At 61.5% G+C, this 21,936-nt stretch carries 18 protein-coding genes; 12 read left to right on the top strand and 6 right to left on the bottom strand.

Going from position 1 to position 21,936, the window contains the following annotated elements:
- Positions 1 to 99 precede the first annotated feature (99 nt).
- Both ACFPN2_RS15700 and ACFPN2_RS15695 read right to left on the bottom strand, forming a co-directional pair.
- The gene (locus tag ACFPN2_RS15700; protein ID WP_380598100.1) at positions 100 to 828 is read right to left on the bottom strand and encodes a GntR family transcriptional regulator; all 729 of its coding nucleotides are present in this window, start codon (positions 826 to 828) and stop codon (positions 100 to 102) included.
- A gap of 45 nt (positions 829 to 873) precedes the next feature.
- On the bottom strand, positions 874 to 1,689 hold the full coding sequence (locus ACFPN2_RS15695) for an aspartate dehydrogenase (protein WP_380598098.1): 816 nt from the start codon (positions 1,687 to 1,689) through the stop codon (positions 874 to 876).
- Positions 1,690 to 1,783: 94 nt separating this feature from the next.
- Between ACFPN2_RS15695 and ACFPN2_RS15690 the strand changes: the two genes are divergently transcribed.
- Genes ACFPN2_RS15690 through ACFPN2_RS15680 form a run of 3 tightly spaced genes read left to right on the top strand, consistent with a single transcriptional unit; the run spans position 1,784 to position 4,655 of the window.
- A complete protein-coding gene (locus tag ACFPN2_RS15690; RefSeq protein WP_380598096.1) occupies positions 1,784 to 2,734 on the top strand; it encodes an acetaldehyde dehydrogenase (acetylating) in 951 nt (316 codons plus the stop codon).
- The gene (dmpG, locus tag ACFPN2_RS15685) at positions 2,731 to 3,777 is read left to right on the top strand and encodes a 4-hydroxy-2-oxovalerate aldolase (protein WP_380598094.1); all 1,047 of its coding nucleotides are present in this window, start codon (positions 2,731 to 2,733) and stop codon (positions 3,775 to 3,777) included. Before ACFPN2_RS15690 ends, dmpG begins: the two co-directional genes overlap by 4 nt.
- A gap of 26 nt (positions 3,778 to 3,803) precedes the next feature.
- Positions 3,804 to 4,655 (top strand): TauD/TfdA dioxygenase family protein, encoded by an 852-nt coding sequence (locus ACFPN2_RS15680; RefSeq protein ID WP_380598092.1) that lies wholly within the window; start codon positions 3,804 to 3,806, stop codon positions 4,653 to 4,655.
- Positions 4,656 to 4,715: 60 nt separating this feature from the next.
- Here ACFPN2_RS15680 and ACFPN2_RS15675 read toward each other — a convergent pair whose 3' ends face one another.
- Together ACFPN2_RS15675 and ACFPN2_RS15670 are read right to left on the bottom strand one after the other, a co-directional pair.
- Positions 4,716 to 5,996: an MFS transporter gene (locus tag ACFPN2_RS15675; RefSeq protein ID WP_380598090.1), complete on the bottom strand. Its 1,281-nt coding sequence runs from the start codon at positions 5,994 to 5,996 to the stop codon at positions 4,716 to 4,718.
- A 74-nt stretch (positions 5,997 to 6,070) separates the two neighbouring features.
- Positions 6,071 to 8,308, bottom strand: a complete 2,238-nt coding sequence (locus ACFPN2_RS15670; protein WP_380598089.1) for a TonB-dependent receptor — start codon at positions 8,306 to 8,308, stop codon at positions 6,071 to 6,073.
- 281 nt (positions 8,309 to 8,589) lie between these two features.
- On the opposite strand from ACFPN2_RS15670, the gene ACFPN2_RS15665 reads away from it, so the two are divergent.
- From ACFPN2_RS15665 to ACFPN2_RS15655, 3 genes are all read left to right on the top strand, one after another.
- Positions 8,590 to 10,191 (top strand): tannase/feruloyl esterase family alpha/beta hydrolase, encoded by a 1,602-nt coding sequence (locus tag ACFPN2_RS15665; protein WP_380598087.1) that lies wholly within the window; start codon positions 8,590 to 8,592, stop codon positions 10,189 to 10,191.
- 113 nt (positions 10,192 to 10,304) lie between these two features.
- Positions 10,305 to 10,871, top strand: a complete 567-nt coding sequence (locus ACFPN2_RS15660) for a hypothetical protein (RefSeq protein WP_380598085.1) — start codon at positions 10,305 to 10,307, stop codon at positions 10,869 to 10,871.
- 37 nt (positions 10,872 to 10,908) lie between these two features.
- A complete protein-coding gene (locus ACFPN2_RS15655) occupies positions 10,909 to 11,592 on the top strand; it encodes a hypothetical protein (protein ID WP_380598083.1) in 684 nt (227 codons plus the stop codon).
- 87 nt (positions 11,593 to 11,679) lie between these two features.
- Here ACFPN2_RS15655 and ACFPN2_RS15650 read toward each other — a convergent pair whose 3' ends face one another.
- Entirely contained in the window at positions 11,680 to 12,075 is a 396-nt protein-coding gene (locus ACFPN2_RS15650; RefSeq protein ID WP_380598081.1) for a VOC family protein, read from the bottom strand.
- Positions 12,076 to 12,330: 255 nt separating this feature from the next.
- Here ACFPN2_RS15650 and ACFPN2_RS15645 point away from each other — a divergent pair, with 255 nt between their 5' ends.
- Genes ACFPN2_RS15645 through ACFPN2_RS15630 form a run of 4 tightly spaced genes read left to right on the top strand, consistent with a single transcriptional unit; the run spans position 12,331 to position 14,053 of the window.
- The gene (locus ACFPN2_RS15645; protein ID WP_380598079.1) at positions 12,331 to 12,732 is read left to right on the top strand and encodes a hypothetical protein; all 402 of its coding nucleotides are present in this window, start codon (positions 12,331 to 12,333) and stop codon (positions 12,730 to 12,732) included.
- A 1-nt stretch (position 12,733) separates the two neighbouring features.
- Complete coding sequence (locus tag ACFPN2_RS15640; protein WP_380598077.1) at positions 12,734 to 13,306, top strand: macro domain-containing protein; 573 nt, start codon at positions 12,734 to 12,736, stop codon at positions 13,304 to 13,306.
- Between the two features lie 46 nt (positions 13,307 to 13,352).
- On the top strand, positions 13,353 to 13,751 hold the full coding sequence (locus ACFPN2_RS15635; protein WP_380598075.1) for a VOC family protein: 399 nt from the start codon (positions 13,353 to 13,355) through the stop codon (positions 13,749 to 13,751).
- 53 nt (positions 13,752 to 13,804) lie between these two features.
- Entirely contained in the window at positions 13,805 to 14,053 is a 249-nt protein-coding gene (locus ACFPN2_RS15630; RefSeq protein ID WP_380598073.1) for a hypothetical protein, read from the top strand.
- 57 nt (positions 14,054 to 14,110) lie between these two features.
- Here ACFPN2_RS15630 and ACFPN2_RS15625 read toward each other — a convergent pair whose 3' ends face one another.
- Complete coding sequence (locus ACFPN2_RS15625) at positions 14,111 to 15,097, bottom strand: SH3 domain-containing protein (RefSeq protein WP_380598071.1); 987 nt, start codon at positions 15,095 to 15,097, stop codon at positions 14,111 to 14,113.
- Between the two features lie 659 nt (positions 15,098 to 15,756).
- On the opposite strand from ACFPN2_RS15625, the gene gltB reads away from it, so the two are divergent.
- Both gltB and ACFPN2_RS15615 read left to right on the top strand, forming a co-directional pair.
- The gene (gene gltB / locus ACFPN2_RS15620; RefSeq protein ID WP_380598069.1) at positions 15,757 to 20,412 is read left to right on the top strand and encodes a glutamate synthase large subunit; all 4,656 of its coding nucleotides are present in this window, start codon (positions 15,757 to 15,759) and stop codon (positions 20,410 to 20,412) included.
- Positions 20,413 to 20,417: 5 nt separating this feature from the next.
- Positions 20,418 to 21,902 carry a glutamate synthase subunit beta gene (locus ACFPN2_RS15615; protein ID WP_380598068.1) on the top strand — a complete coding sequence of 495 codons (1,485 nt, stop codon included), beginning with the start codon at positions 20,418 to 20,420 and terminating at the stop codon, positions 21,900 to 21,902.
- The last annotated feature ends 34 nt before the right edge of the window (positions 21,903 to 21,936 follow it).

Raw genomic sequence — 21,936 nt, 5'->3', positions numbered from 1 at the left:
TGTAGCGGGGCAGACTTTGTATGACAAACATAGAATCACACAATTAGGAGTCCACCCGCCCATCCAGGGTTATCGGGGCTACCGCCCCTCGGCCCGGCGTCAGCCGGAGCGACGAGCGGCGGTGGCCCGCTCGGGCACAGCGGCAGCGGCCTGCTCTTCTTCGTGCTTGAGCTTCGCAACAATCGCCTTGCGAGCATTCGCCAAATGCGACCCCATGGCTTTCGCCGCGGCTTCCGGATCGCGAGCGTTGATGGCTTCCATCAAGGTGTCCCACTCGTGCATGCCGTCTTCGAGACGGTGTGGCTCGGCCATCGAGCGCATGCGCAGATAGTTCACTCGCGTCAGCAACTGACGCGCCATGTCGGCAATCACCTTGCTTCCCGAGCCGTTGAGAATGGTCTCGTAGAACTCGCCCGCCATGATGGCCAGCTCGCGCACATCGCCCTTGTTCAGCACCTTGCGCAAATCCTTGTGGATGCGCGCCAGCTTCTTCACCGCATTATCATCGGCCAGCGCCACGAAACGCTTCACTGCCAGCGTCTCCAGCATCTCTCGCATGAGATAAATGTCTTCCGCGTCCTTCGCCGAAACGATCGCGACAGTGATATTCCGACGCTTGCCGACTTCGATCAGGTTCTCCGCCTGCAGCTGACGCAAAGCCTCGCGCACCGACGTGCGGCTGACACCCAGCGCCTCGCACAGCTCGCGCTCCACCAACCTCATGCCCGGCGGATACAAGCCTCGGCTGATCGCATTACGCAGCTTGTCCAGCGCGTGCTCCCGCACCAGCGTCGGATTTTCAACAATTCTTAGATCCTGGTATTCCAAGGTCCTTCCTCGAGCTTACTGACGCGCGCAGAAGCGGCGGCAAAATCAAAGGGATGCTGGCGTCGTTGGCGAGCACAAACCGGCAATCGGCAAGGCGCCGCCGAGGCGCGCACATTGCACGATACTGTACGCGGTCAGCGCCGAAGTTTTCGGATTATCCATCGCTGCACGCGCGAAAATATCGAAACGGAAGTAACCGAACGCGCCGCTCGCCTCGATGCGGCCGAGCGGGTCGGTCACGTTGCGCGACGACACCAGCCGCACACGCGTCGCATCCATTCCCAAGCCCACCAAGGCGATAGCTACACCGACATTGACGTTCTTCGGATACGCCAGAGCCGCCTCGCGCGCCGAGCCCGCGAAGAATTCGCGCTCCGCTTCGGAATGGTTTAAGTCAAGTACCTGCTCAGCCGACGTCCCGCGCCACGCATGCGGCGGCTTGAAGGATGTGTAGGTCACTTCATCCAAACCGGCGAGCCTCGCGGCCAATAACCCATCGAGACCGGCGATCGCGCCTGCCGGCAGCAGCGCCCGCCCGCCACCGCGTTCCGCGGTGAGCAATTCGTTTCTGACCTGGTCATCCGCGAGCGCGCCGACCGACGAAATAATCACATCGACCCCTGCGCGCAGCAGCGGCGCCGCGAATTCCTTCACCGCCGAATGGCCGGCGCATTCCATGACGACCTGAGGTCGCGCGGCGATCAACGCTTCGACATCATGAACCGCCTTCGGAGCCTCGCGACCGGGCCGGACCAGCACCGCCTGCAGATTGTCGGTCTCGCCCAGTTTCTCGAGGCCAGTCAGGACCTCGCGCCCCATGGCGCCGAACCCGATCATGCCGAGCCGCACATTACGTCGCATCGCGAGCCTCATGACCGCCGTCCATCAGGCGGTATTTGATAATATTGTATGATCATACTACCTTAATGGCACCCATCACCCGTCACTACAGGCCATGGACACGACAGCCCGCGTCCCCGTAGCGATCATCGGCTCCGGCAACATCGGCACGGACCTGATGATCAAGATCCTGCGCACCAGCCGCACCTTGCGGATGGCCGCGATGGTTGGCGTCGATCCTCAGTCCGAGGGTCTGGCGCGGGCCAAGCGGCTCGGCGTCGCGACCACCTCGCAGGGCATCGACGGATTCCTGACCATGCCGGAATTCAAAGATGTGCGCCTGGTATTCGACGCCACCTCCGCCGGCGCACACAAACATCACGACGAGGTGTTACGCGCGCACGGCAAGACGCTGATCGATCTGACCCCGGCCGCGGTCGGTCCGTTCGTTATTCCGCCGGTCAACGGCGATCAGCATCTCGGCGCGGCGAATCTGAACATGGTGACTTGCGGCGGTCAGGCGACCATTCCCATCGTCGCCGCGGTCGGCAAAGTCGCACCGGTGTTATACGCGGAGATTGTCGCGTCCATCGCCAGCAAATCCGCCGGCCCCGGCACGCGAGCAAACATTGACGAGTTTACTGAGACCACGGCACGAGCTATCGAACAGGTAGGCGGGGCGCGGCACGGTAAGGCCATTATCGTGCTGAACCCCGCCGAGCCTCCGCTGGTGATGCGCGATACGGTGTATTGCCTCACCGCGCTCGCCGACGAAAGCGCGATCGAAGCGTCCGTGCAGAGCATGGTCTCGGAAGTGCAAAGTTACGTTCCCGGATATCGCCTGAAACAACGCGTGCAATTCGAGCGCGTCGGCCCGGGCATCAAGCTGCCGTTCGAGGGCGTCGACGAATCGTTCGTCGGACTCAAGGTCAGCGTATTCCTGGAAGTGGAAGGCGCCGCGCATTATCTGCCGGCCTACGCGGGAAATCTCGATATCATGACGTCCGCCGCGCTCCGCACCGCCGAGCGCGTGGCCCTCAATCTCCGTGAGGAGATCGCTGCATGAGCCCGACCAGCAAGCTCTACATTCAAGATGTGACATTGCGCGATGGCATGCACGCCATCCGTCATCAATACGGCATCGATCACGTTAAAAAGATTGCGCGAGCGCTGGATGAAGCGCGCGTCGATGCCATCGAAGTCGCGCATGGCGATGGCCTCGCCGGCTCCTCTTTCAACTACGGCTTCGGCAAACACACCGATTGGGAATGGATCGAAGCCGTCGCCGAAGTCATCAAGCACACGAAGCTCACGACGCTGCTGTTGCCCGGCATCGGCACCGTTCATGACTTGCGTCACGCGTTCGATCTCGGCGTGCGCTCGGTGCGCATCGCCACTCACTGCACCGAAGCGGATGTTTCTCAGCAACACATCGAATATGCGCGCAACCTCGGCATGGATGTGTCCGGCTTCTTGATGATGAGCCACATGAGTCCGCCCGAGCAGCTCGCCGCGCAAGCGAAGTTGATGGAAAGCTACGGCGCGCATTGTGTGTATGTGACCGACTCCGGTGGCGCGATGACGATGGACGACACCGCCGCGCGCTTCCAAGCTTACGATCGCGTGCTGAAGCCTGAGACTCAGCGCGGTATTCACGCGCATCACAATTTGAGCCTGGGCGTCGCCAATTCGATTCTCGCTGTGAAGAACGGCGCGATTCGCGTCGACGCCAGCCTCGCCGGCATGGGCGCGGGCGCGGGCAATGCGCCGCTGGAAGTCTTCATCGCCGCCGCCGACGTTTACGGATGGCAGCATGGCTGCGATCTGTTCAAGCTGATGGACGCTGCGGAAGACCTGGTTCGCCCGTTGCAGGACCGGCCGGTGCGCGTCGATCGCGAAACCCTGACGCTCGGTTATGCCGGCGTTTATTCCTCATTCCTGCGTCACGCCGAAAAAGCCGCGGCGATGTACGGACTCGACACTCGCACCATTCTGGTCGAGCTCGGCCGGCGTCGCATGGTCGGCGGCCAGGAAGACATGATCACCGACGTTGCGCTCGACCTCGTGCGAGCTCGCGATGCCGCTGCTGACCGCAAAGTTGCTTCGTAAATAAACCGTCCCCTTTCGAGATTCCTATGGCCGCCAATCCGAAGCCAGCCGTTCCGCCCAGCCAGAGCTACCAGACCATTACCGCCGACCGGCTGACGCCGACCATCGGCGCCGTCATCTCCGGCATCGACCTGAGCAAGCCGCTGAGCGATCAGCAGATCGCCGATCTGAATGCGGCCATCGCCGATCATCAGGTGATTTTCTTCCGCAACCAGGCGCTCGATCCGCCGTCGTTGAAGCGCGTCGGTCAGTACTTCGGCGAGCTGCAGATCCATGCGCTGCAGGGCCTGCCGGATCATCCGGAAGTGCGCAAGCTGCAGGCGGATGCGAATTCGAAGCACGTCGCCGGCGAGGAATGGCACACCGACATGTCGTGCGCGACGATTCCTCCGATGGGCAGCATTCTCTATTTGCACACGCTGCCGACGATGGGCGGCGACACTGTGTTCGCGAGCATGTATGCCGCGTACGAGGCGCTGTCGGATCGCATGAAGGCCTATCTCGAGGGCCTCACAGCAACGCATGACGGAAAACTCGCATTTGGTCGGTTCAATCCCGATGGCAAATTCCCGGTCGCGGTTCATCCGGTCATTCGCACGCATCCGGTGACGGGCCGCAAAGTGCTGTTCGTGAACAAGGGCTTCACTGCGCGCATCAATGAGGTGCCGGACGCGGAGAGCGCGGCGATCCTGCAGTTCCTGTTCCATCACTGCGAGAACGCGTACTTCCAGGTGCGCTTCCGTTGGGAGCCGCACTCGGTGGCGTTCTGGGACAACCGCTGCACGCAGCACCTGGCGATTTGGGATTACTTCCCGCAGCTGCGCTCGGGTTTCCGCGTGCAGATCGCGGACAAGGGCGGGCCGAAAGAGTCGGCCTGATCCGCCGAAGGTTATGAGGCTAGGCCCGGGGTCGCGAGACCTCGGGCCTTTTTTTATTCATCAAGTGATGGAGACCGGGCCGCCGCGAGCGCGCTCACCATACGGTCGCAACATCAGCACCAGCACGATCGCCAGCACACACAGCGGCACACCGAGCGCGAGAATCGACTTGTACGAACCCGTGTGGTCGAACACGTAGCCAAACGCCAGCGGACTCAAGCTCATCGCCACCATCACCGCCGAGAACATCGCGCCGAAGATCTGCGCGAAGTTCTTCAAACCGAAGTAGCGGCTGGTGAGATACGCGAGCATATCCACTTCAGCGCCCAAGCTCAGTCCGAGCAGGATCGCGGCGACAGTAAACGCCCAGATCGGCAACGGCGCTGACAACAGCCCCAACCCCACCGCCGACAACGAGAAGAACACGAAGGCGATACGTCGCGCGTCGAAACGATCGACCAGAAAGCCGATGAGCAATCGGCCGCCGAACGCGGACCAGCCAAACGCCGAGGCCAACCCCGCAGCCAGCCCCGCCGGGACGCCGCGATCCTGAAGCATCGGCACCATGTGCGGAATCAGTCCGTACAGCACGAAAGCCAGGCCGGAGAAAATTGTGATCAAGCTCCAGAAGTCACGTCGGCGCATGGCTTCGGCAAGCGTATCGCCGGTGGCGACCGGATGTTCGGGGGGCGCATCGGAAATCGCACCGTCGGGATGCAAGCCCAGCGACTGAGGCTTCTCATGCAGAAGAAACACAATCATCGGCAGCGTGAACAACAACATGATCAGACCGAGGCCGAAATAGCCGCCGCGCCAGCCATAGTGCGATACCAGCTCTTGCGTGATGAGTGGCACATAGCCGAAGCCCAATCCGGTGCCGCTGCCAGCGATGCCGATGGCGAGACCCCGGCGTCGATCAAACCACGATGTGAGCACACGCATGTACGGCACGCTGTTCGTGCCCACGGCGATCGTGCCCATCGCTACGTACAGCGCGATGAACTGCCAGTAACTGCTGATCATCGACGCCGCCAGGAAACACAGGCCGAAGATGATGATCGACGGCACCAGGATCCTCTTCACCCCGAAGCGATCGACCAGCCGCCCCATGAACGGCAGCGACACCGCCGTGCATAACATCATCACCGACACGGCCGCACTGATCGCCGTGCGACTCCACCCGAACTCCGCGCCGATCGGGCCGCCCAAAAGAAACAACGAGGCCAGACCGAAGGCGGCCGGCCCCGTGGAAATGCCGAGCAGGCACACCACGACGGTGACCCAGCCCCGCATGAAGACCGGCTCGGAGGAAGCTTTGTAAAAGGTTTTCACTTCAACCATGGAGGGCCGCGTTCGAAAGATAAACAAAAAGCGGCCGCCCCGGTTCGGAGGCGGCCGCCGTGATCACATAACGATCAGAACTGCTTGGACACACGCACACCGGCGGTCAGCGGCCGCGTCGTATAGACGCGATAGCCGTCGCCCGACACGCGCAAACCGATCTCCGGTGTTTCGTCCGTCACGTTGTCGACGAACACACCCGCGTCCCAACCGTCCACACGCACACCCGCGCGCAGGCCGAGCAGGAAGTAACTATCCAGCTCCTGATAGTCATCCGACTGGTTGTTGAAGTTGGTGTACGAGACGCCGCGATAGTTGAAGTTGGTGCTCGCGTAGCCCGTCAACGTCGACGAGAACGGCACTTCGTAGGTCAACTGACCGGCGAACGACCATTTCGGCGTGTACGGCACGCGATCGCCATCGAAGCCCGAGACCTGCGCCGTGGACGGCAGATCTTCGGACAGACGCGAGTCGGTGTAGGTCGCGCCCAGGTTGAACGACAGCTGATCGGTCGGCTGACCGTTCAACTGGAATTCAAAGCCGTTGACGTAGCTCTTACCCGCATTGGCGATGTACACGAACGTGCCGCCCGGATCGGTCACGGAGATCTGCTGATCGGACCAGTTGATCCGATACAACGACACTTCGGTGTAGAACATGCGATCGGCGAAGTACGACTTCGCACCGACCTCGAAGCTCCACAGCGTGTCGGACGTGTACTCGGCAGGCGCGATCACGCCCTGCTGAGCCGCCGCGTCCGCATCGTTCGCGCCGCCGGGACGGAAGCCCGATGCGATACGGCTGTACAACGTGGTGTCGTTGGTCAGCGCGTACGAGAGCGCGAAGTTGTAGCTCGTCTCGTTTTCGCTGGTGTCCTCGTCGAGCGAGAGCACGGGCGCCGCCTGCACCGGCGTGAATACCGGGTGACGCAACGACTGAGTGGTCACGGTCTGTTGAGTGATATCGGCCATGTAGTAACGCAGGCCGAGCGTGCCCGTGAGCTTGTCGGTGAAGGCCCACGAAACTTCAGAGAACGCCGCGAACTGATCGATGTTGACGTCGCCCGTCGCCGAGTTGATGTCATCGCGCGCAAAGCCGGACGACACGCAATCCGCATGGAAGTCGCAACGTGCCTTGCCGGTGGCGGGATCGGCCACGAGCGCGGCGTTCTTCGCAGTGGATTCCTGCTCGGCGTAGAAAACGCCGGCCACGAATTGCACCGGCGCGTCGAACGTCGACGCGAAGCGGAATTCCGAGGACAGGTTGGAAATGTCCTGAGCCTGGTGATACGCGAGATCGACACCGAGGTTGAAGCGCTGCGCCGTCGGCGTGCTATCGCGCGAGAACTCCAGCGTGCGGTCCATGTACGACACCGTGCCGGTGAACACACCGAAGCCCGCGTCGTAATCGGCGACCGCGCTGAACAGCTTGATCTCGTCCTCGAACGGCTCCTGCGTCGGCGAAATGTTGTTGTAGGGACCTTCGCTGAACTCGAAGTACTGCGAGCCGTCGGCCTGACTTTCCTGATACAGCCCCATCACGGTGACCTTGAGCTGATCGGTGATCTGCGAAGCCAGTGACAGGCGCGTGCCCCACACCGTTTGATCGTTCACATCATCATGCGTCACGCCGTTGCGCGTTTGATCGATGTAACCGCCGCCGGTGTCGCCCCACACGACCGCGCGTGCGCCGAGCTTATCTTCGATGATGGGCAGGTTGGCGACGGCTTCGCCCTGATAGAAGGGATTGCCGTCCTTCACGCTCGCAGCCGCGCCGCTGAACGAGAACGACTGCTTGCCCAGATCCGGCTTGTTGGTGATGAACCGCACCGTGCCGCTCATCGAGCCGGCACCGAACAGCGTGCCCTGCGGACCTTTGAGGATTTCGATGCGCTGCATGTCGTGCAGCTGGATGTTCGGTTGATTGTCGCTGCCGCCATCGAGACCGAGACCGGTGATGACCGCTTCGTCGAAGTACAAGCCGACCGTGGGCTTGCCCGACGAGGAAATGCCGCGAACGATGATCTGGTTGTCGCCCACGCCGCGGTTGTTGACCTGAATGGACGGATCCATGCGCGTGAAACTTTCCAGCGAGAACGCGGCGTTCTCGCGAATGGCGTCGCCGCTGACAGCCGCAATGGCCGCGGGGGTGTCCTTCATCGTCGTTTCGCGCTTGGTCGCGGTCACGACGATCTCCTCGACGACCGACTCCTGCGCGTTCGCGACAGTGACCACGGCGGTCGCCGCCAGCGCGACGGCGTGGCCGATCCGGACGGCGACCCGGCCACCGAGCCGGTTAGTGCTGACTCTCATGCAAGCTCCTCAAAGTTATGCGACGCGACCGCGTCGCGCATCCCCACAACCCACAACTCTCAAGCACTGCAACTTGCATACCACCATTCGAACCGATAATACGATGGTATTTTTGTATGATGTATGACGATCATAGAGAGCCTGGCGGTGATAATTCAAGCCTGGCTCGAGTCGGAATGCGCGCAAAGTTGGTGCGGCGACGCACATTTCATGCACCGTCCTTGCGCCCGGTCCGTCCGTGACCAAAAGATTCTCAACCCTGCGAGTCGAGAGGAAAGCCCGTGCAGTCCACCATCAGAGTCCTTACTGCCCACTTCCTGTTCTATGTAGCGCTCCTTGCGGCAACCAGTGGCGCGCACGCGTCGCAGGGGTCGGCTGCGGTCGCGACGCTCGATGCTCAGATCGGCGGCGCGATTCCCTGCGAACGGCTGGTCGAGGAAGATTTTAAGAACACCTTCGAGGCCCCGCTCTCGGTGCTTTCGGCAAAGCTGGTGCCGGCCAAAGACGGCACGGCCGAGTATTGCGCCGTCAACGGTGTCATTCAGCCGCAGATTCAGTTCGAGGTGCGGTTGCCGAGCAAGAGCTGGAACGGCCGTTATTTTCAGGTGGGCTGCGGCGGCTTCTGCGGCGTCATCAACATCAACAACTGCGCCGACGCGCTGGCCGACAACTTTGTCGTCGCGGCTCACAACATGGGGCACGTCGGGCTGGTCGTGAAAGATCCAGTCTGGGGGAGCGATCCTGCGCTCCGCGAAGACTTCGCTGGCCGGTCCACGCATTTGATGTCCATTGCCGGTAAGGCCTTGGCGGAACGTTACTACGCCAAGCGTCCGGCGCGCTCATATTTTCGCGGATGCTCGACCGGCGGCCGAGAGGGACTTACCGAAGCGCAACGCTATCCTGCCGACTTCGACGGCATCATCGCCGGCGACCCGGCCTTCCCCGGTCGCCTCGGCGCGATCGCCAACAACTGGGATGCACAAAAGCTGCTGCGCGACGACGGCTCTGAAGTCTTCACGCCTGCGAAGCTCGATGTGCTGAACAAAGCCGTCATGAAATCGTGTGACAAGCTCGACGGCCTCGCCGACGGCATTCTCACCGACCCGCGTGCGTGCAGCTTCGATCCCGCGAAGATTCAGTGCAAGAGCGGCGATGGACCGGATTGTTTGACTGCCGAACAAGTTGCGGCGGCGAAGGCGCTCTACAGTGGACCGGTCAACAGCAAGGGCGAGAAGCTGATGCCGGGCGCGACGCCTTATGGCAGCGAGCTCTCTTGGAGTGGCGCCGGCCGCCGCTCGCTCGCGGAAGGTTACTTGCGCTATCTCGCGTTCCCGACGAATCCGCCCGCGGATTACAACTATCGCACCTTTAACTTCGATACCGATGCGGAGAAGACGGAAGAGATGGCGGGTAAGTACGATCCCGTTGCGCCCCACACCGCGCCGGATCTGCGTGAATTCGAACAACGCGGCGGCAAGTTGATTGTGTATCACGGCTGGGCCGATGCTGGCGTTTCACCGATGGCGCTGCTCGATTACTACGCTCAAGTGACGTCACGTCAGGGCGGCGGCGAAAAAGTGCGCGACTGGTTTCGCGTGTTCATGGTCCCCGGAATGTTTCATTGTCGCGGCGGCAACGCGCCCAATACGTTTGAGTTGTTGCCTGAGCTGGTGAAGTGGGTGGAGAAAGGTCAGGCGCCGGAGCGCGTCGTCGCCACTCAAAGCGGCCCGCAAGGCGTGATCCGCACTCGCCCGCTGTTCCCGTATCCCGCTTATGCGAAGTACACGGGTAAGGGCGATGTGAATAACGAAACGAACTGGGTGAAAGCTTCGCCGAAGAAAGAACCGGACGATCGGTTGGATTGGATTCGGGCGCCGAAGTAATCGCCCTTCGCCGCCCTCCGAAGTGAGGACCAGGTTCTGGATTTTTCCGTGGCCTTGCTTAATCTGCGCTCCGACGCGTGCTCATGCACCTCAGAGTCAGCAAGGAAGGCCTCATGAATAAAATGGTTGCTGTGGTTGTGCTCGCCTGCACTGTGGCCGGCTGCGGCACGATGAACAATCGACTGGCGCCGGAAAAACTGGATCCCGCCACGTTGGCCAGCGGATCGGCGATCGTCGTTCTATCCACCGGCGCCGCCGATCGATGTATCGCGACCGCTACGATGCTGAACCTGGCGCCCGCCGGCGCGCGTTATGGCAAGGACGGCATCGTCGGCATCAATGTCGATGCGTATGTTCTGAAGAGCGATTTCCCGGATCACCAGGGCAGCTTGAGCGCGTTCACGGTGCAACCTGGCAACTATCAGCTCTACCCTTCCGTGCTCAACCCCTATGTGAGCCCGAAGAAGGTGCCGAAGGCCGAATTCTCCATTGCGGCGGGCGAGGTCCTGTACATCGGTGAGTTCTATATGTCCTTCGCGTGCAGCTTCGAGAACATCACTGAGTTTCGAGACCAGGAGTCGCGGGATCTGGCGCTATTGAAAACTCGCAACCCGTCGCTGGCCGCGCGCCCGATCGTCAAGCGGATCGCTGTGATGAACGGCAACGTCCGCCTCGACTAGCCGCACTCCTCGCAAGCCGGCGTAACGTTCCACCCCAATGTATCTTGAGATTGAACGGAAGCTATACACACTGGCGATCGCCACACTCGCGCTCTCGTCCGTGGTCGCATTGGTCGTGTGGGCGCCGATATTGTCGAGCGAGACCTTCGTGACTTTGTCGCGCGCCGTTGGCAGCGCGAAAGTCATCGCCCTCGCAGAGACGGCGTGCCAGCAGTTCCTGGCCGCCCTGATTTGCGTCATTCCGCTCAAACTCACCCGGCAGCGACTATCGATCCTCGACGCTCTGTTAGTCGGCCTGGCGGTCTCACTGCCGACGCTTTTGATCCGCTGCGACCTGCCCCGCTGGGAGCTGGTGACGGTCGCGACCGGACCCTTGCTATTCGTGTTCGCTTTCCGCGCCTTGCGAAGTATGCCGCCTTCCTCTTGGTTGGATAACTTCCGCAGCGATCAGAAACCATGGTTGAGCATCGTTTTCGCCGCCATGTTCGCCTCGCAAATCCCGCTGGTCTTGCTATTTCTGTCCGGCGGCGGAGGCCTGTTGCGCCCGAGCGTCTTGATCGCATTCACGGGCGCCGTCCTCGCCCTGCTTGCGCGACGGTTCAACCGAGTGCCGCTGTGGATCGCAGCCGCCCTCATGTTTGCCTATGACCTGTCGCTTTATGTGAGCGGCTGGCCGAAGATCCTTGCCCTGTTCGGCCCGGCCTCCTGCCCCGCGCTGTAGAACGAACTCGCGGAGCGCCGCCAATTCTTTTTCATCGACCCGCTCATCCGTGCGGAGATCACCACACTTTGCAAAGCACCGACGACCTTACTGCTTGACGCGATAGATCGCGCACAGCTTGTTGCCGTCGGGATCTCGCACATAAGCCAGGTGCATCGGGCCCAAGCTGCCGTTGCGCAGGCCTGGCGGATCTTCGATCGACACACCCCCGTGGGCGATCGCCACGTCATGAAACTCGCGTACTTGCTCCGGCGAGTTGCACTTGAACCCGATGGTGCCGCCGTTTGCAAACGTCGCCGTTTCGTCGTTGATGGGCTCGGTGATGCAAAAGGTGCTGCCATTGTGGCGATAGAAGAGTCGCACATGACCGGTCCCCGCCTCATTCCGCACCGGCTCGCCGGCACCGAGCGTTGCCAGCACCGCGTCGTAAAAACGCTTCGAGCGCTCGATATCGTTCGAACCGATCATGATGTGATTGAACATGCTCTCTCCTGTCATGAACATCGATGCGGGAAATGATACAACACCGACATGAGCAGTCGAGGCGCAGAAATCCACGCGGTCGTTGAGATCGCCGTGCCGAAGGAGGACCTGTGGTTCAGCTTGCCGCCGGAGCCATGGCCGGCTTACGTTCGTCTCTCGCCTGCCGCGACAGAAGGTGAAGTCGCTCTCGTCGTTAGTACTCTGTCGTGCTATGGCAGAGGTCAAAGCGCTCCGGCTCAATCTGCTAAGGAACTCGTGCGAACGTTTCCAAAGATACTGCCGGGCGGACTTGCCGCCGTGGGCGCCGACCACACGGTGTTGCCGAGCTGCTGTTGCGGCTTGGAAACCTGGAAGGAATGGTTGAACGTGCTTTACGGCGGCGGCCCGCCGTGGACGGGTCACGATCCCGCGCCGCTGGTCGAAGTCCTGGAAGGCAAGGTCTACGTCTGGTCGGACGGCGCCTGGGGCGCCAAGCCGGAATCGGAATCTCCCCTGGTCTTTACCTCCGATCAATTCGATCGTGCCGTTCGTAAAGCAGCGAATGACATCGCCGGCTTCGTACTGCCGCTACGCTCCTGGCTTCAGATGCATGCCGGCTCCAGCGCCGATGCGATCGTGCAAAAATTCACGAACACTTTCGTTGACCCGAAAAGCTGAGATGGACATTCACCTGTGCGCTCTCGATCCGACCATGGCGCAAGCCTGGGCCCGGCAGTTCGGCTCGCAACCGGGCGTAGCGATTCACGTGGGCAACATCCTCAGGAGGAAGGCAGACGCCATCCTCAGTCCGGCAAACAGCTTTGGTTTCATGGATGGCGGCATCGATCTGGCCTATTCGGAATTCTTTGGATGGGATCTTCAAGACCGGCTGCAGGAAACTCTGCGCCGAGAGCATGCAGGTGAGTTACCCGTCGGCAATGCCGTCGTCATTCCCACACAGCACGCCGATATTCCCTATCTCGTCAGCGCTCCAACGATGCGCATTCCACAAGACATCGCCCATACCGTGAACGTATATCTCGCATTCCGCGCCGCCCTGCGCGCGGCCCAGGCTTCTAGTCACATTAGATCATTACTATCGCCCGCGCTGGGCACCGGCGTCGGTGGCATGTCCCTCGAGCGAGCGGCGAAGCAAATGTATGCCGCGTATGCCGACGTCATCTTGGAAGAGACGCAGTGTCGCGCTTCGGCAAGAGGGATCTTGAGACATCATGCTGAGCTCCTGGCATGAAGATCGGTATGATATATCGCGTCACGAGAACGCTTGTGAGATCGCCATGACGACGGCCAAACCTTTTCTGATGTTCCAGGGCGGCACGGCCCAAGCGGCACTGGATCTGTATTTCGCCACTTTTCCCGATTCCCGAATGGTGCGAGTCGAGCACTACGCCGAAGGACAAGGCGGACCGGCGGGGACCATCAAGGTCGCCACCTTCACGCTCTGCGGCCGCGAGTTCATGTGCTCGGACAGCCCGATCAAACATGGCTTCACATTCACGCCTTCGAGCTCCACGTTCGTAGACTTCGATTCAGCGGCCGAGCTGGAGCGCGTGTTCGCCGTTCTGTCAGAGGGTGGCCAGGTCCTGATGCCGCTGGGCAACTATGGCTTCTCCAAACGGTTTGGCTGGTTGAACGATCGGTTCGGCGTGTCCTGGCAGTTGAACCTCGCCGCATAACATTCGCCGAGAGGAACAGACGGCATCAAGCTTAAAGGAACGAGCGAGGCACCATGAGCGAAGACCAACCGAAGTTCTGGTTTCCTGCGAAGCGTTACGGCTGGGGATGGGGGCTCGCGAACTGCTGGCAAGGAGGGGGCGTTCAGGTCGGCTATATCGCTTTGCTCTTCGCCGGCGCAAAGATCTTCTTACCTCAACATAGAAGAGAATTCTGGATTCTGATGCTGGTGAGCACAGCGGTGCTCATCGCCATTCACTGGTTCAAAGGCGAAAAGCCGCTGGCCTGGCGTTGGGGAAAATAAAAAGCCGGGCGAGACTTTCATCCCGCCCGGCTTTGTTCCGTCTCGCGCGTCAGCTGATTAACGCGTTACCAAAACCTTCTTCACCCAGCCGCCGCCGTTGCTGGACTCGATCTTCAGGAAGCCGTCTTTCTCTTCGCCCATGAAGATCATCTCTTCGCCCTTCGACAAAGTCGCGACCGGCTTCCCCGCTTCGCTCGGCGACGAGTAAACCTTCAAGTTGCCGAGCTTCGGCACGATGGTGTCGCCTTCGTTGTACACGGCGCCGCCCTTGGTCTTCTTCGCCGACTCTTCCGCGAGCGTGCCCACATCGCGCTGTAGGCTCGGCTGATTGCGGACCGAGCGTACGATGTTGTTGTAGTTGTCCGCGAGGCTGGCCGCGATCACTTTGCCTTCGTTGGTCTTGGTGTAACCACCGAGTGCGCCGGCCGCGCTGCTACCGAACAAAGCACCGCCCAAATTCAAATCCGCTTTCTTCGAGTTGCCTTCAGCGGAAGCAACCTGAACGCCTGAACGCGCGTCGGTCACGAGCATGCTGGTCTGCGCTTCCTTGAATTTCAGGCCGCCGGCGACGGCGCCGAGTGCGCGACCTTTCGAGCCTGGGAGCAGGCCGCCGAGCGCGCCACCGATGCCGCCCGAATCGTTTTCAGAAAACACCACCGCCGGAGTGAGCACGAAATCGGCGCTGACCATCTGGCCGCCGCCCATGTTCGAGCCCTGGCGCAGCTCGCCGGACTCCTGCAGGGCGCGTTCCTGCATCATGTTCTGCATGCCGATGCCGCGTTCCACGACGATGAAGCAGTTCGACTGCTGAACCATCATGCGGATCAAACCGGTGGGCGACTGCAGGCCGTAACGAGACAGCGACTGCGACACATAATCCTGCGGCTCGACCACCGCGAGCGCGCCCATGGGCTTGTCACAGTGCTCGATGCCATCTTGCGCGCTCGCTGTGAGCGGCAAGCCCACCACGGACAACGCGGCGACGACAGCAGCGCGTACGCCCAGCGTCTTCACCCCTGAAACACGGGCCGATACGGACTTCATAACTTTCTCCCAACGGATGAGCAAGCAGGCGCTCGAACCGCGCCGACGGTGCGAAATACTTGATTTAAAGCCAGTTTGGGCCGCCGGTCGCCGGGACTGAGGATCTGATCACGCAGTCTGGAGACGGTCAAGCGGACAGCTCCCACTCTGTTTCGCTGCCCGGTCTGTGGCGGTCCGCCATAGTGCCGGCATCATTCCAGCGAGCTTCCCAGCTGGTAAATGCAACTAACGTACATTGCTGGCCCGGCATGCCATGCATGGAAACTGAGCTTCCTGGAGGTGATGCGGAAATAACCCGCAGGCCCTTGTCTTTCGTGGCGCATTGACGCAGGGGCCGACCTCTGTAATATGACTGCCATTCCTTCGGGTTGTATTCAACGCGCGTGTCCGCGTCGGGGCCCTGGCCGGCCTTACGCATCGCCGACTCTCGCGAGTCGACCCTACTGAATCAATGACTTAGACCGTGGTCGCGGTGTCAGCACCGCCGATCAGGCGCCGCATGCGCGGCGACGGTCCCGCGCCGGGCGCTCCGCTTGGGATGCAGCAACGTACGCTGCTCCACTGCAGGTGGGCTCGATGTGCGGCCCTGGCCATGCCCGTCGCTCGCAGGCGATGCTTGGCCGGACCGAATTTCCCGATGATGGTAACGGTAGGCCAATATGAGTAACGGCACTGAGCGGGCCTCCAAGGAAGGGGCCGCGAACGAGGTCGCCCTGAAGGGGCGAACCACCCGTCCAGAAAAGCAGGGTCTTTATGATCCCGCTTATGAGCACGACGCTTGCGGCGTCGGCTTTGTCGTCGATATTAAAGGCCGAAAATCGCACAAGATTCTGCAACAGGGCCTGCAGGTCCTGACTAATCTGGATCACCGCGGCGCCTGCGGTGCCGAGACCAACACCGGCGACGGCGCTGGCGTGTTGCTCCAGATGCCGCACCAGTTCCTGGCGGCGGCGGCGAAGAAGTCGCGCATCGACTTGCCCGAGCCCGAGCATTACGGCTGCGGCATCGTGTTCTTGCCGCGTAATCCCACACTGCGTCGGCGCATCGAGGAGCGCTTCGAGCAGATCGTGCAGTCGGAGGGACAGACTGTCCTCGGCTGGCGCACGGTCCCGACCAACAACTCTTCGCTCGGCGACACCGCGAAATCGTGCGAGCCGTATATGCGGCAGGTGTTTGTCGCGCGTAATCCGTCGTTGCCCGACGCGCTGGCGTTCGAGCGCAAGCTGTACGTGATCCGCAAGCGCGCCTATACCGAGATTCGCACTTCGACGATGGAAGGTGCGGCATCCTGGTACGTTGCCAGCCTGTCCTACAAGACACTTGTCTATAAGGGCATGCTGCTTACCGAACAGCTCGGTCCCTACTTCCCGGATCTGCAGGATCCGACCATGGAGACGGCGATCGCGCTGGTGCATTCGCGCTTCAGCACCAACACGTTCCCGAGCTGGGATCGCGCCCACCCGTATCGTTACGTCGCTCACAACGGCGAGATCAACACCGTCCGTGGCAACGCGAACTGGATGCACGCGCGCGAAGCGCTGTTCCAGTCCGAAGCGTTCGGCGACGACATGGAACAGATCCTGCCGATCATCAACCCGAACGGCAGCGACTCGGCGATGTTCGACAACACGCTCGAGCTGCTGGTGCTGGCAGGCCGTTCGCTGCCGCACGCCATGATGATGATGATTCCCGAGCCCTGGTCGAATCATCAGACCATGGACGACAACAAGCGCGCGTTCTACCAATATCACTCCTCGGTGATGGAACCGTGGGACGGCCCCGCCGCCATCGCGTTCACCGACGGTAAAGCGATTGGCGCCGTGCTTGACCGCAATGGTTTGCGTCCTTCCCGTTACTACGTGACCAAGGACGGCCTGGTCGTGATGGCGTCCGAAGCGGGCGTGCTCGATATCGCGCCGGAAACCATCTTGCAGAAGGGCCGCTTGCAGCCCGGCCGCATGTTCCTGGTCGACACCGAGCAGGGCCGCATCGTCGAAGACGAAGAGATCAAGAAGGCCGTCACCACCGAGCGTCCGTACCGCCAGTGGCTGAACGATCACCTGGTGCACGTCAACGATCTGCCGACCGCGCCCGAAGTGCCGGCGCCGGATCACGACACACTGCTGCAACGTCAGATCGCATTCGGCTACACGTTCGAAGACGAGCGCATCATTCTCGCGCCGATGGCTCAGAGCGGCGTCGAAGCCGTGGGCTCGATGGGCAACGACACGCCGCTCGCGGTGCTGTCGAACAAGCCGCGCCTGCTGTACGACTATTTCAAGCAGCTGTTCGCGCAAGTCACCAACCCGCCGATCGATAGCATCCGCGAAGAAATCATCACTTCGGCGGAAACGCGTCTGGGCTCGGAAGGCAATTTGCTGAATCCGCAGCCGGCCGATTGCCGTCGTCTGGAATTGAAGTGGCCGATTCTCACCAACGAAGAGTTCGCCAAAGTGCGCCGGATGGATTTGCCGGGCCTGCGCGTGGGTGTGCTGCCGAGCCTGTTCCGCGTGACCCGCGGCGAGAAAGGCCTGGTGAAGTCGATGGAAGAAATCCGGCTGATGGCTCGCCGCATGATCGAGGAAGAGGAAGTGAACGTCCTCATCCTGAGCGATCGCGGGGTGAACAAAGAGTTCGCGCCCATCCCGGCGCTGCTCGCGGTCGCCGGCCTGCATCACTATTTGATTCGCGAAGGTCTGCGCACGCGCGTCAGCCTCGTGATCGAGACCGGTGAAGCGCGCGAAGTGCATCACTTCGCATTGCTGATCGGCTATGGCGTCAGCGCGATCAATCCTTACGTCGCGTTCGAAACCATCGACAGCATGATCCGCGACGACCGCCTGACCAACATCGATCACAAGACGGCGTGCAAGAACCTGGTGAAGGCCGCGACCAAGGGCATCATCAAGGTGATGGCGAAGATGGGCATTTCGGCCATCCAGAGCTATCGCGGCGCTCAAGTGTTCGAAGCGGTCGGCCTGCGTCAGGACGTGATCGACGAGTACTTCACCTGGACGGCGTCGCGCGTCGGCGGCATCGGCATGGACGTGATCGCCCAGGAAGTTCTGGTGCGTCACCGTGCCGCCTTCCCGGAGCGTCCGACCGATCGTCACACGCTGCCCGTCGGCGGTCAGTATCAGTGGCGCGCGGACGGCGAATATCACCTGTTCAACCCCGAGTCGATTCACCGGCTGCAGAAGTCCGTCCGCAACGACAACTTCAATCAGTTCAAGGAATACTCGAAGCTGATCAACGAGCAGGCGACCAACCTCTGCACTCTGCGCGGCCTGCTGGACTTCAAGTTCGGCGACGCCGTGCCGCTCGAGGAAGTCGAGCCCATCGAAGCGATCATGAAGCGCTTCAAGACGGGCGCGATGTCGTACGGCTCGATCAGCCAGGAAGCGCACGAGACGCTGGCGATCGCCATGAATCGTATCGGCGGCAAGAGCAACACCGGCGAAGGTGGCGAAGATCCGGCGCGCTTCAAGCCGATGGCGAATGGCGATTCGAAGAACTCGGCGATCAAACAGGTCGCGTCGGGCCGCTTCGGTGTGACCAGCGAATATCTGGTCAGCGCCAATGAGATTCAGATCAAGATGGCACAAGGCGCGAAGCCGGGCGAAGGCGGTCAGCTGCCGGGCACCAAGGTGTATCCGTGGATCGCCAAGACTCGTCACACCACCGCGGGCGTCGGTTTGATTTCGCCGCCGCCGCACCATGACATCTACTCGATCGAAGATCTGGCCGAGCTGATTCATGACTTGAAGAACGCGAACCGTCGCGCTCGCATCAGCGTCAAGCTGGTGGCCGAAGTGGGCGTCGGCACGGTGGCTGCGGGCGTCGCGAAGGCGCATGCGGACGTGGTGCTCGTCAGCGGTCACGACGGCGGCACGGGTGCGTCTCCGCAAACGTCGCTTGCTCATGCCGGTCTGCCGTGGGAGCTCGGCCTCGCCGAAACTCACCAGACGCTGGTGATGAACAATCTGCGTAGCCGGATCGCAGTCGAAACCGACGGTCAGCTGAAGACGGGTCGCGACGTGATCGTCGCCGCTCTGCTCGGCGCCGAAGAGTACGGCTTCGCGACGGCACCGCTGGTGGCGACGGGCTGCATCATGATGCGCGTCTGTCACTTGAACACCTGCCCCGCCGGCATCGCGACTCAAGATCCGCGTCTGCGCGAGAAGTTCGCGGGCAAGCCGGAGCACGTCGTCAATTTCATGCGCTTCATCGCCATGGAGATGCGCGAGCTCATGGCGCAGCTCGGCTTCCGCACCATCGAGGAAATGATCGGCCGCGTCGATCGCCTCGAGCCGCGCAAGGCCGTGAATCACTGGAAGGCTCGGGGTCTGGACTTCAGCAACCTGCTGTATTCGCCGGACTCCAGCGATGGCACGCCGCGCTTCAAGCAGATGGAACAGGATCATGGCCTGGAGAAGTCGCTCGACCTGACGAAGCTGCTCGAGATCTGCAAACCTGCGATCGAGCGCGGCGAGAAGGTCGAGGCCGAGCTGCCGATTCGCAACGTGAATCGCGTCGCCGGCACCATCACCGGCAGCGAGATCACTCGCAAGTACGGCGCCGCCGGTTTGCCTGAAGACACGATCAAGATCCGCTTCAAGGGATCGGCCGGTCAAAGCTTCGGCGCGTTCCTGCCGCGTGGCATGACCTTCTCATTGGAAGGCGATGCCAACGACTATCTCGGCAAGGGCCTGTCGGGCGGCAAGCTCGTACTGTTCCCGCCGGCTGGTTCGACGTTTGTTTCTTACGAGAACATCATCATCGGCAACGTCGCGCTGTATGGCGCGACCAGCGGCGAGGCATACATCGGCGGCATGGCCGGCGAACGTTTCTGCGTTCGTAACAGCGGCGTGCACGCTGTCGTCGAAGCTGTCGGCGATCACGGCTGCGAATACATGACCGGAGGTCGTGTGATCGTGCTCGGGCCCGCCGGCCGCAACTTCGGCGCCGGTATGTCCGGTGGTGTGGCGTATGTGCTCGATGAGCACGGCGACTTCCACACCAAGGTCAACAAAGAAATGGTCGATGTCGGGCCCTTGGACGAGCCGGAAGAAATCGCCGCGGTTGGCGCGATGATCGAGCGCCACTACGGCTATACCAAGAGCGCCCGCGCCCGGCAGGTGCTCGATAACTGGAACGACATGGTGAAGAAGTTCGTTCGTGTGCTGCCGCGTGACTACAAGCGCATGCTGGCTTGTATCGCCCGCGCCCACGAACAAGGCCTCACCGGCGACGACGCGATCATGGTCGCGTTCGAAGAAAACGCCAAGGACACGGCGCGCGTGGGAGGTAACTGAGAGCCATGGGTAAGCCAACAGGATTTATCGAGTATCTACGCGAGCTGCCGGTCGATCGCACTCCGCAGGAGCGCGTCAAGGACTGGAAAGAATTCCATCACCACATGGAAGACAAGCGGCTGCGCAATCAAGCCGCTCGCTGTATGGATTGCGGCGTGCCGTTCTGTCACACCGGCAAATTGATCAGCGGCATGGCCTCGGGCTGTCCGGTGAACAACGTGATTCCGGAATGGAACGACCTGGTCTATCGCGGGCTGTGGCGCGAAGCGCTCGACCGTCTGCACATGACCAACAACTTCCCGGAGTTCACCGGTCGCGTGTGCCCGGCGCCGTGCGAAGGCTCGTGCGTGCTCGGCATCAACAATCCTCCCGTCACGATCAAGACGATCGAGAACGCGATTGTCGATCGGGGTTGGGAAGAAGGCTGGGTTCTACCTGAGCCACCGAAGACTCGCACCGGCAAGCGCGTTGCTGTTATCGGCTCTGGCCCTGCCGGTTTGGCTGCCGCTGCTCAGTTGAACAAGGCCGGTCACACCGTGACTGTGCTTGAGCGTGCGGATCGTCCGGGCGGTTTGCTCATGTACGGTATTCCGAACATGAAGCTCGATAAGAAGGAAGTCGTTGAGCGTCGCTTGAAATTGATGGAGCAGGAAGGCATCAAGTTCATCTGCAACGCCAACGTCGGTGACAACGTCGAGCCGCAGCTGCTTCGCAAAGACTTCGACGCTATCGTCATTGCGACGGGTGCGACTCAGCCTCGTGATTTGCCAGTTCAGGGCCGCGCCGCCAAGGGCGTGCACTTCGCCATGGAATATCTCACCGGCAGCACCCAGGCTCTGTTGAACGGCGGCGCGGACCACGCTCCGATCCACGCTCGCGGCAAAGACGTGATCGTGATCGGCGGCGGCGACACCGGCACCGACTGCGTCGGCACGGCCGTGCGCCAGGGCTGCAAGACCGTCACTCAAATCGAAATCATGGCGCAGCCGCCGATGGATCGCGCCTCCGACAATCCTTGGCCGGAGTGGCCCAAGGTTTACAAGATGGACTACGGCCAGGAAGAAGCGGCCGCCAAGTTCGGCGCTGACCCGCGCACGTATCTCACGACCGTGAAGCGCTTCGGTGTTGACGCCGCTGGTGCTGTTTCGGAAGTGGTTACCGTGCAGATCGATTGGCAGAAGAACGACAAGGGCGGCTTCGTTCCTGTCGAAGTGCCGGGCACCGAGAAGGTTTATCCCGCTCAGCTGGTCCTGCTCGCCATGGGCTTCCTCGGCCCTGAGCAGATGCTGCTGAAGGATCTCGCGGTTGAAACCGACCCTCGCAGCAACGTGAAAGCCGATCACGGCAAGTTCACCACGAGCCTGAAAGGCGTGTTCGCCGCCGGCGATTGCCGTCGCGGTCAGAGCTTGATCGTGTGGGCCATCAACGAAGGCCGCGGCGCGGCCCGCGAGTGCGACCGGTATTTGATGGGGACGACGGAGCTTCCCTGATCCTCGGTGTCGACGGAGGGGATCGGTTCCGATC

It is taken from the genome of Steroidobacter flavus (assembly GCF_042651805.1).
Lineage (GTDB): Bacteria > Pseudomonadota > Gammaproteobacteria > Steroidobacterales > Steroidobacteraceae > Steroidobacter > Steroidobacter flavus.
Note: the sequence above shows the minus strand (reverse complement) of the source record. Positions and strands in the feature narration are given on the sequence as shown.

Bases quoted from the DNA above. Each gene is read 5' to 3' on its own strand.
- ACFPN2_RS15695 (WP_380598098.1), bottom strand. From the start codon at position 1,689: ATGCGACGTAATGTGCGGCTCGGCATGATCGGGTTCGGCGCCATGGGG.
- ACFPN2_RS15690 (WP_380598096.1), top strand. From the start codon at position 1,784: ATGGACACGACAGCCCGCGTCCCCGTAGCGATCATCGGCTCCGGCAAC.
- dmpG (WP_380598094.1), top strand. From the start codon at position 2,731: ATGAGCCCGACCAGCAAGCTCTACATTCAAGATGTGACATTGCGCGAT.
- ACFPN2_RS15680 (WP_380598092.1), top strand. From the start codon at position 3,804: ATGGCCGCCAATCCGAAGCCAGCCGTTCCGCCCAGCCAGAGCTACCAG.
- ACFPN2_RS15675 (WP_380598090.1), bottom strand. From the start codon at position 5,996: ATGGTTGAAGTGAAAACCTTTTACAAAGCTTCCTCCGAGCCGGTCTTC.
- ACFPN2_RS15670 (WP_380598089.1), bottom strand. From the start codon at position 8,308: ATGAGAGTCAGCACTAACCGGCTCGGTGGCCGGGTCGCCGTCCGGATC.
- ACFPN2_RS15660 (WP_380598085.1), top strand. From the start codon at position 10,305: ATGAATAAAATGGTTGCTGTGGTTGTGCTCGCCTGCACTGTGGCCGGC.
- ACFPN2_RS15655 (WP_380598083.1), top strand. From the start codon at position 10,909: ATGTATCTTGAGATTGAACGGAAGCTATACACACTGGCGATCGCCACA.
- ACFPN2_RS15650 (WP_380598081.1), bottom strand. From the start codon at position 12,075: ATGTTCAATCACATCATGATCGGTTCGAACGATATCGAGCGCTCGAAG.
- ACFPN2_RS15640 (WP_380598077.1), top strand. From the start codon at position 12,734: ATGGACATTCACCTGTGCGCTCTCGATCCGACCATGGCGCAAGCCTGG.
- ACFPN2_RS15635 (WP_380598075.1), top strand. From the start codon at position 13,353: ATGACGACGGCCAAACCTTTTCTGATGTTCCAGGGCGGCACGGCCCAA.
- ACFPN2_RS15630 (WP_380598073.1), top strand. From the start codon at position 13,805: ATGAGCGAAGACCAACCGAAGTTCTGGTTTCCTGCGAAGCGTTACGGC.
- ACFPN2_RS15625 (WP_380598071.1), bottom strand. From the start codon at position 15,097: ATGAAGTCCGTATCGGCCCGTGTTTCAGGGGTGAAGACGCTGGGCGTA.
- gltB (WP_380598069.1), top strand. From the start codon at position 15,757: ATGAGTAACGGCACTGAGCGGGCCTCCAAGGAAGGGGCCGCGAACGAG.
- ACFPN2_RS15615 (WP_380598068.1), top strand. From the start codon at position 20,418: ATGGGTAAGCCAACAGGATTTATCGAGTATCTACGCGAGCTGCCGGTC.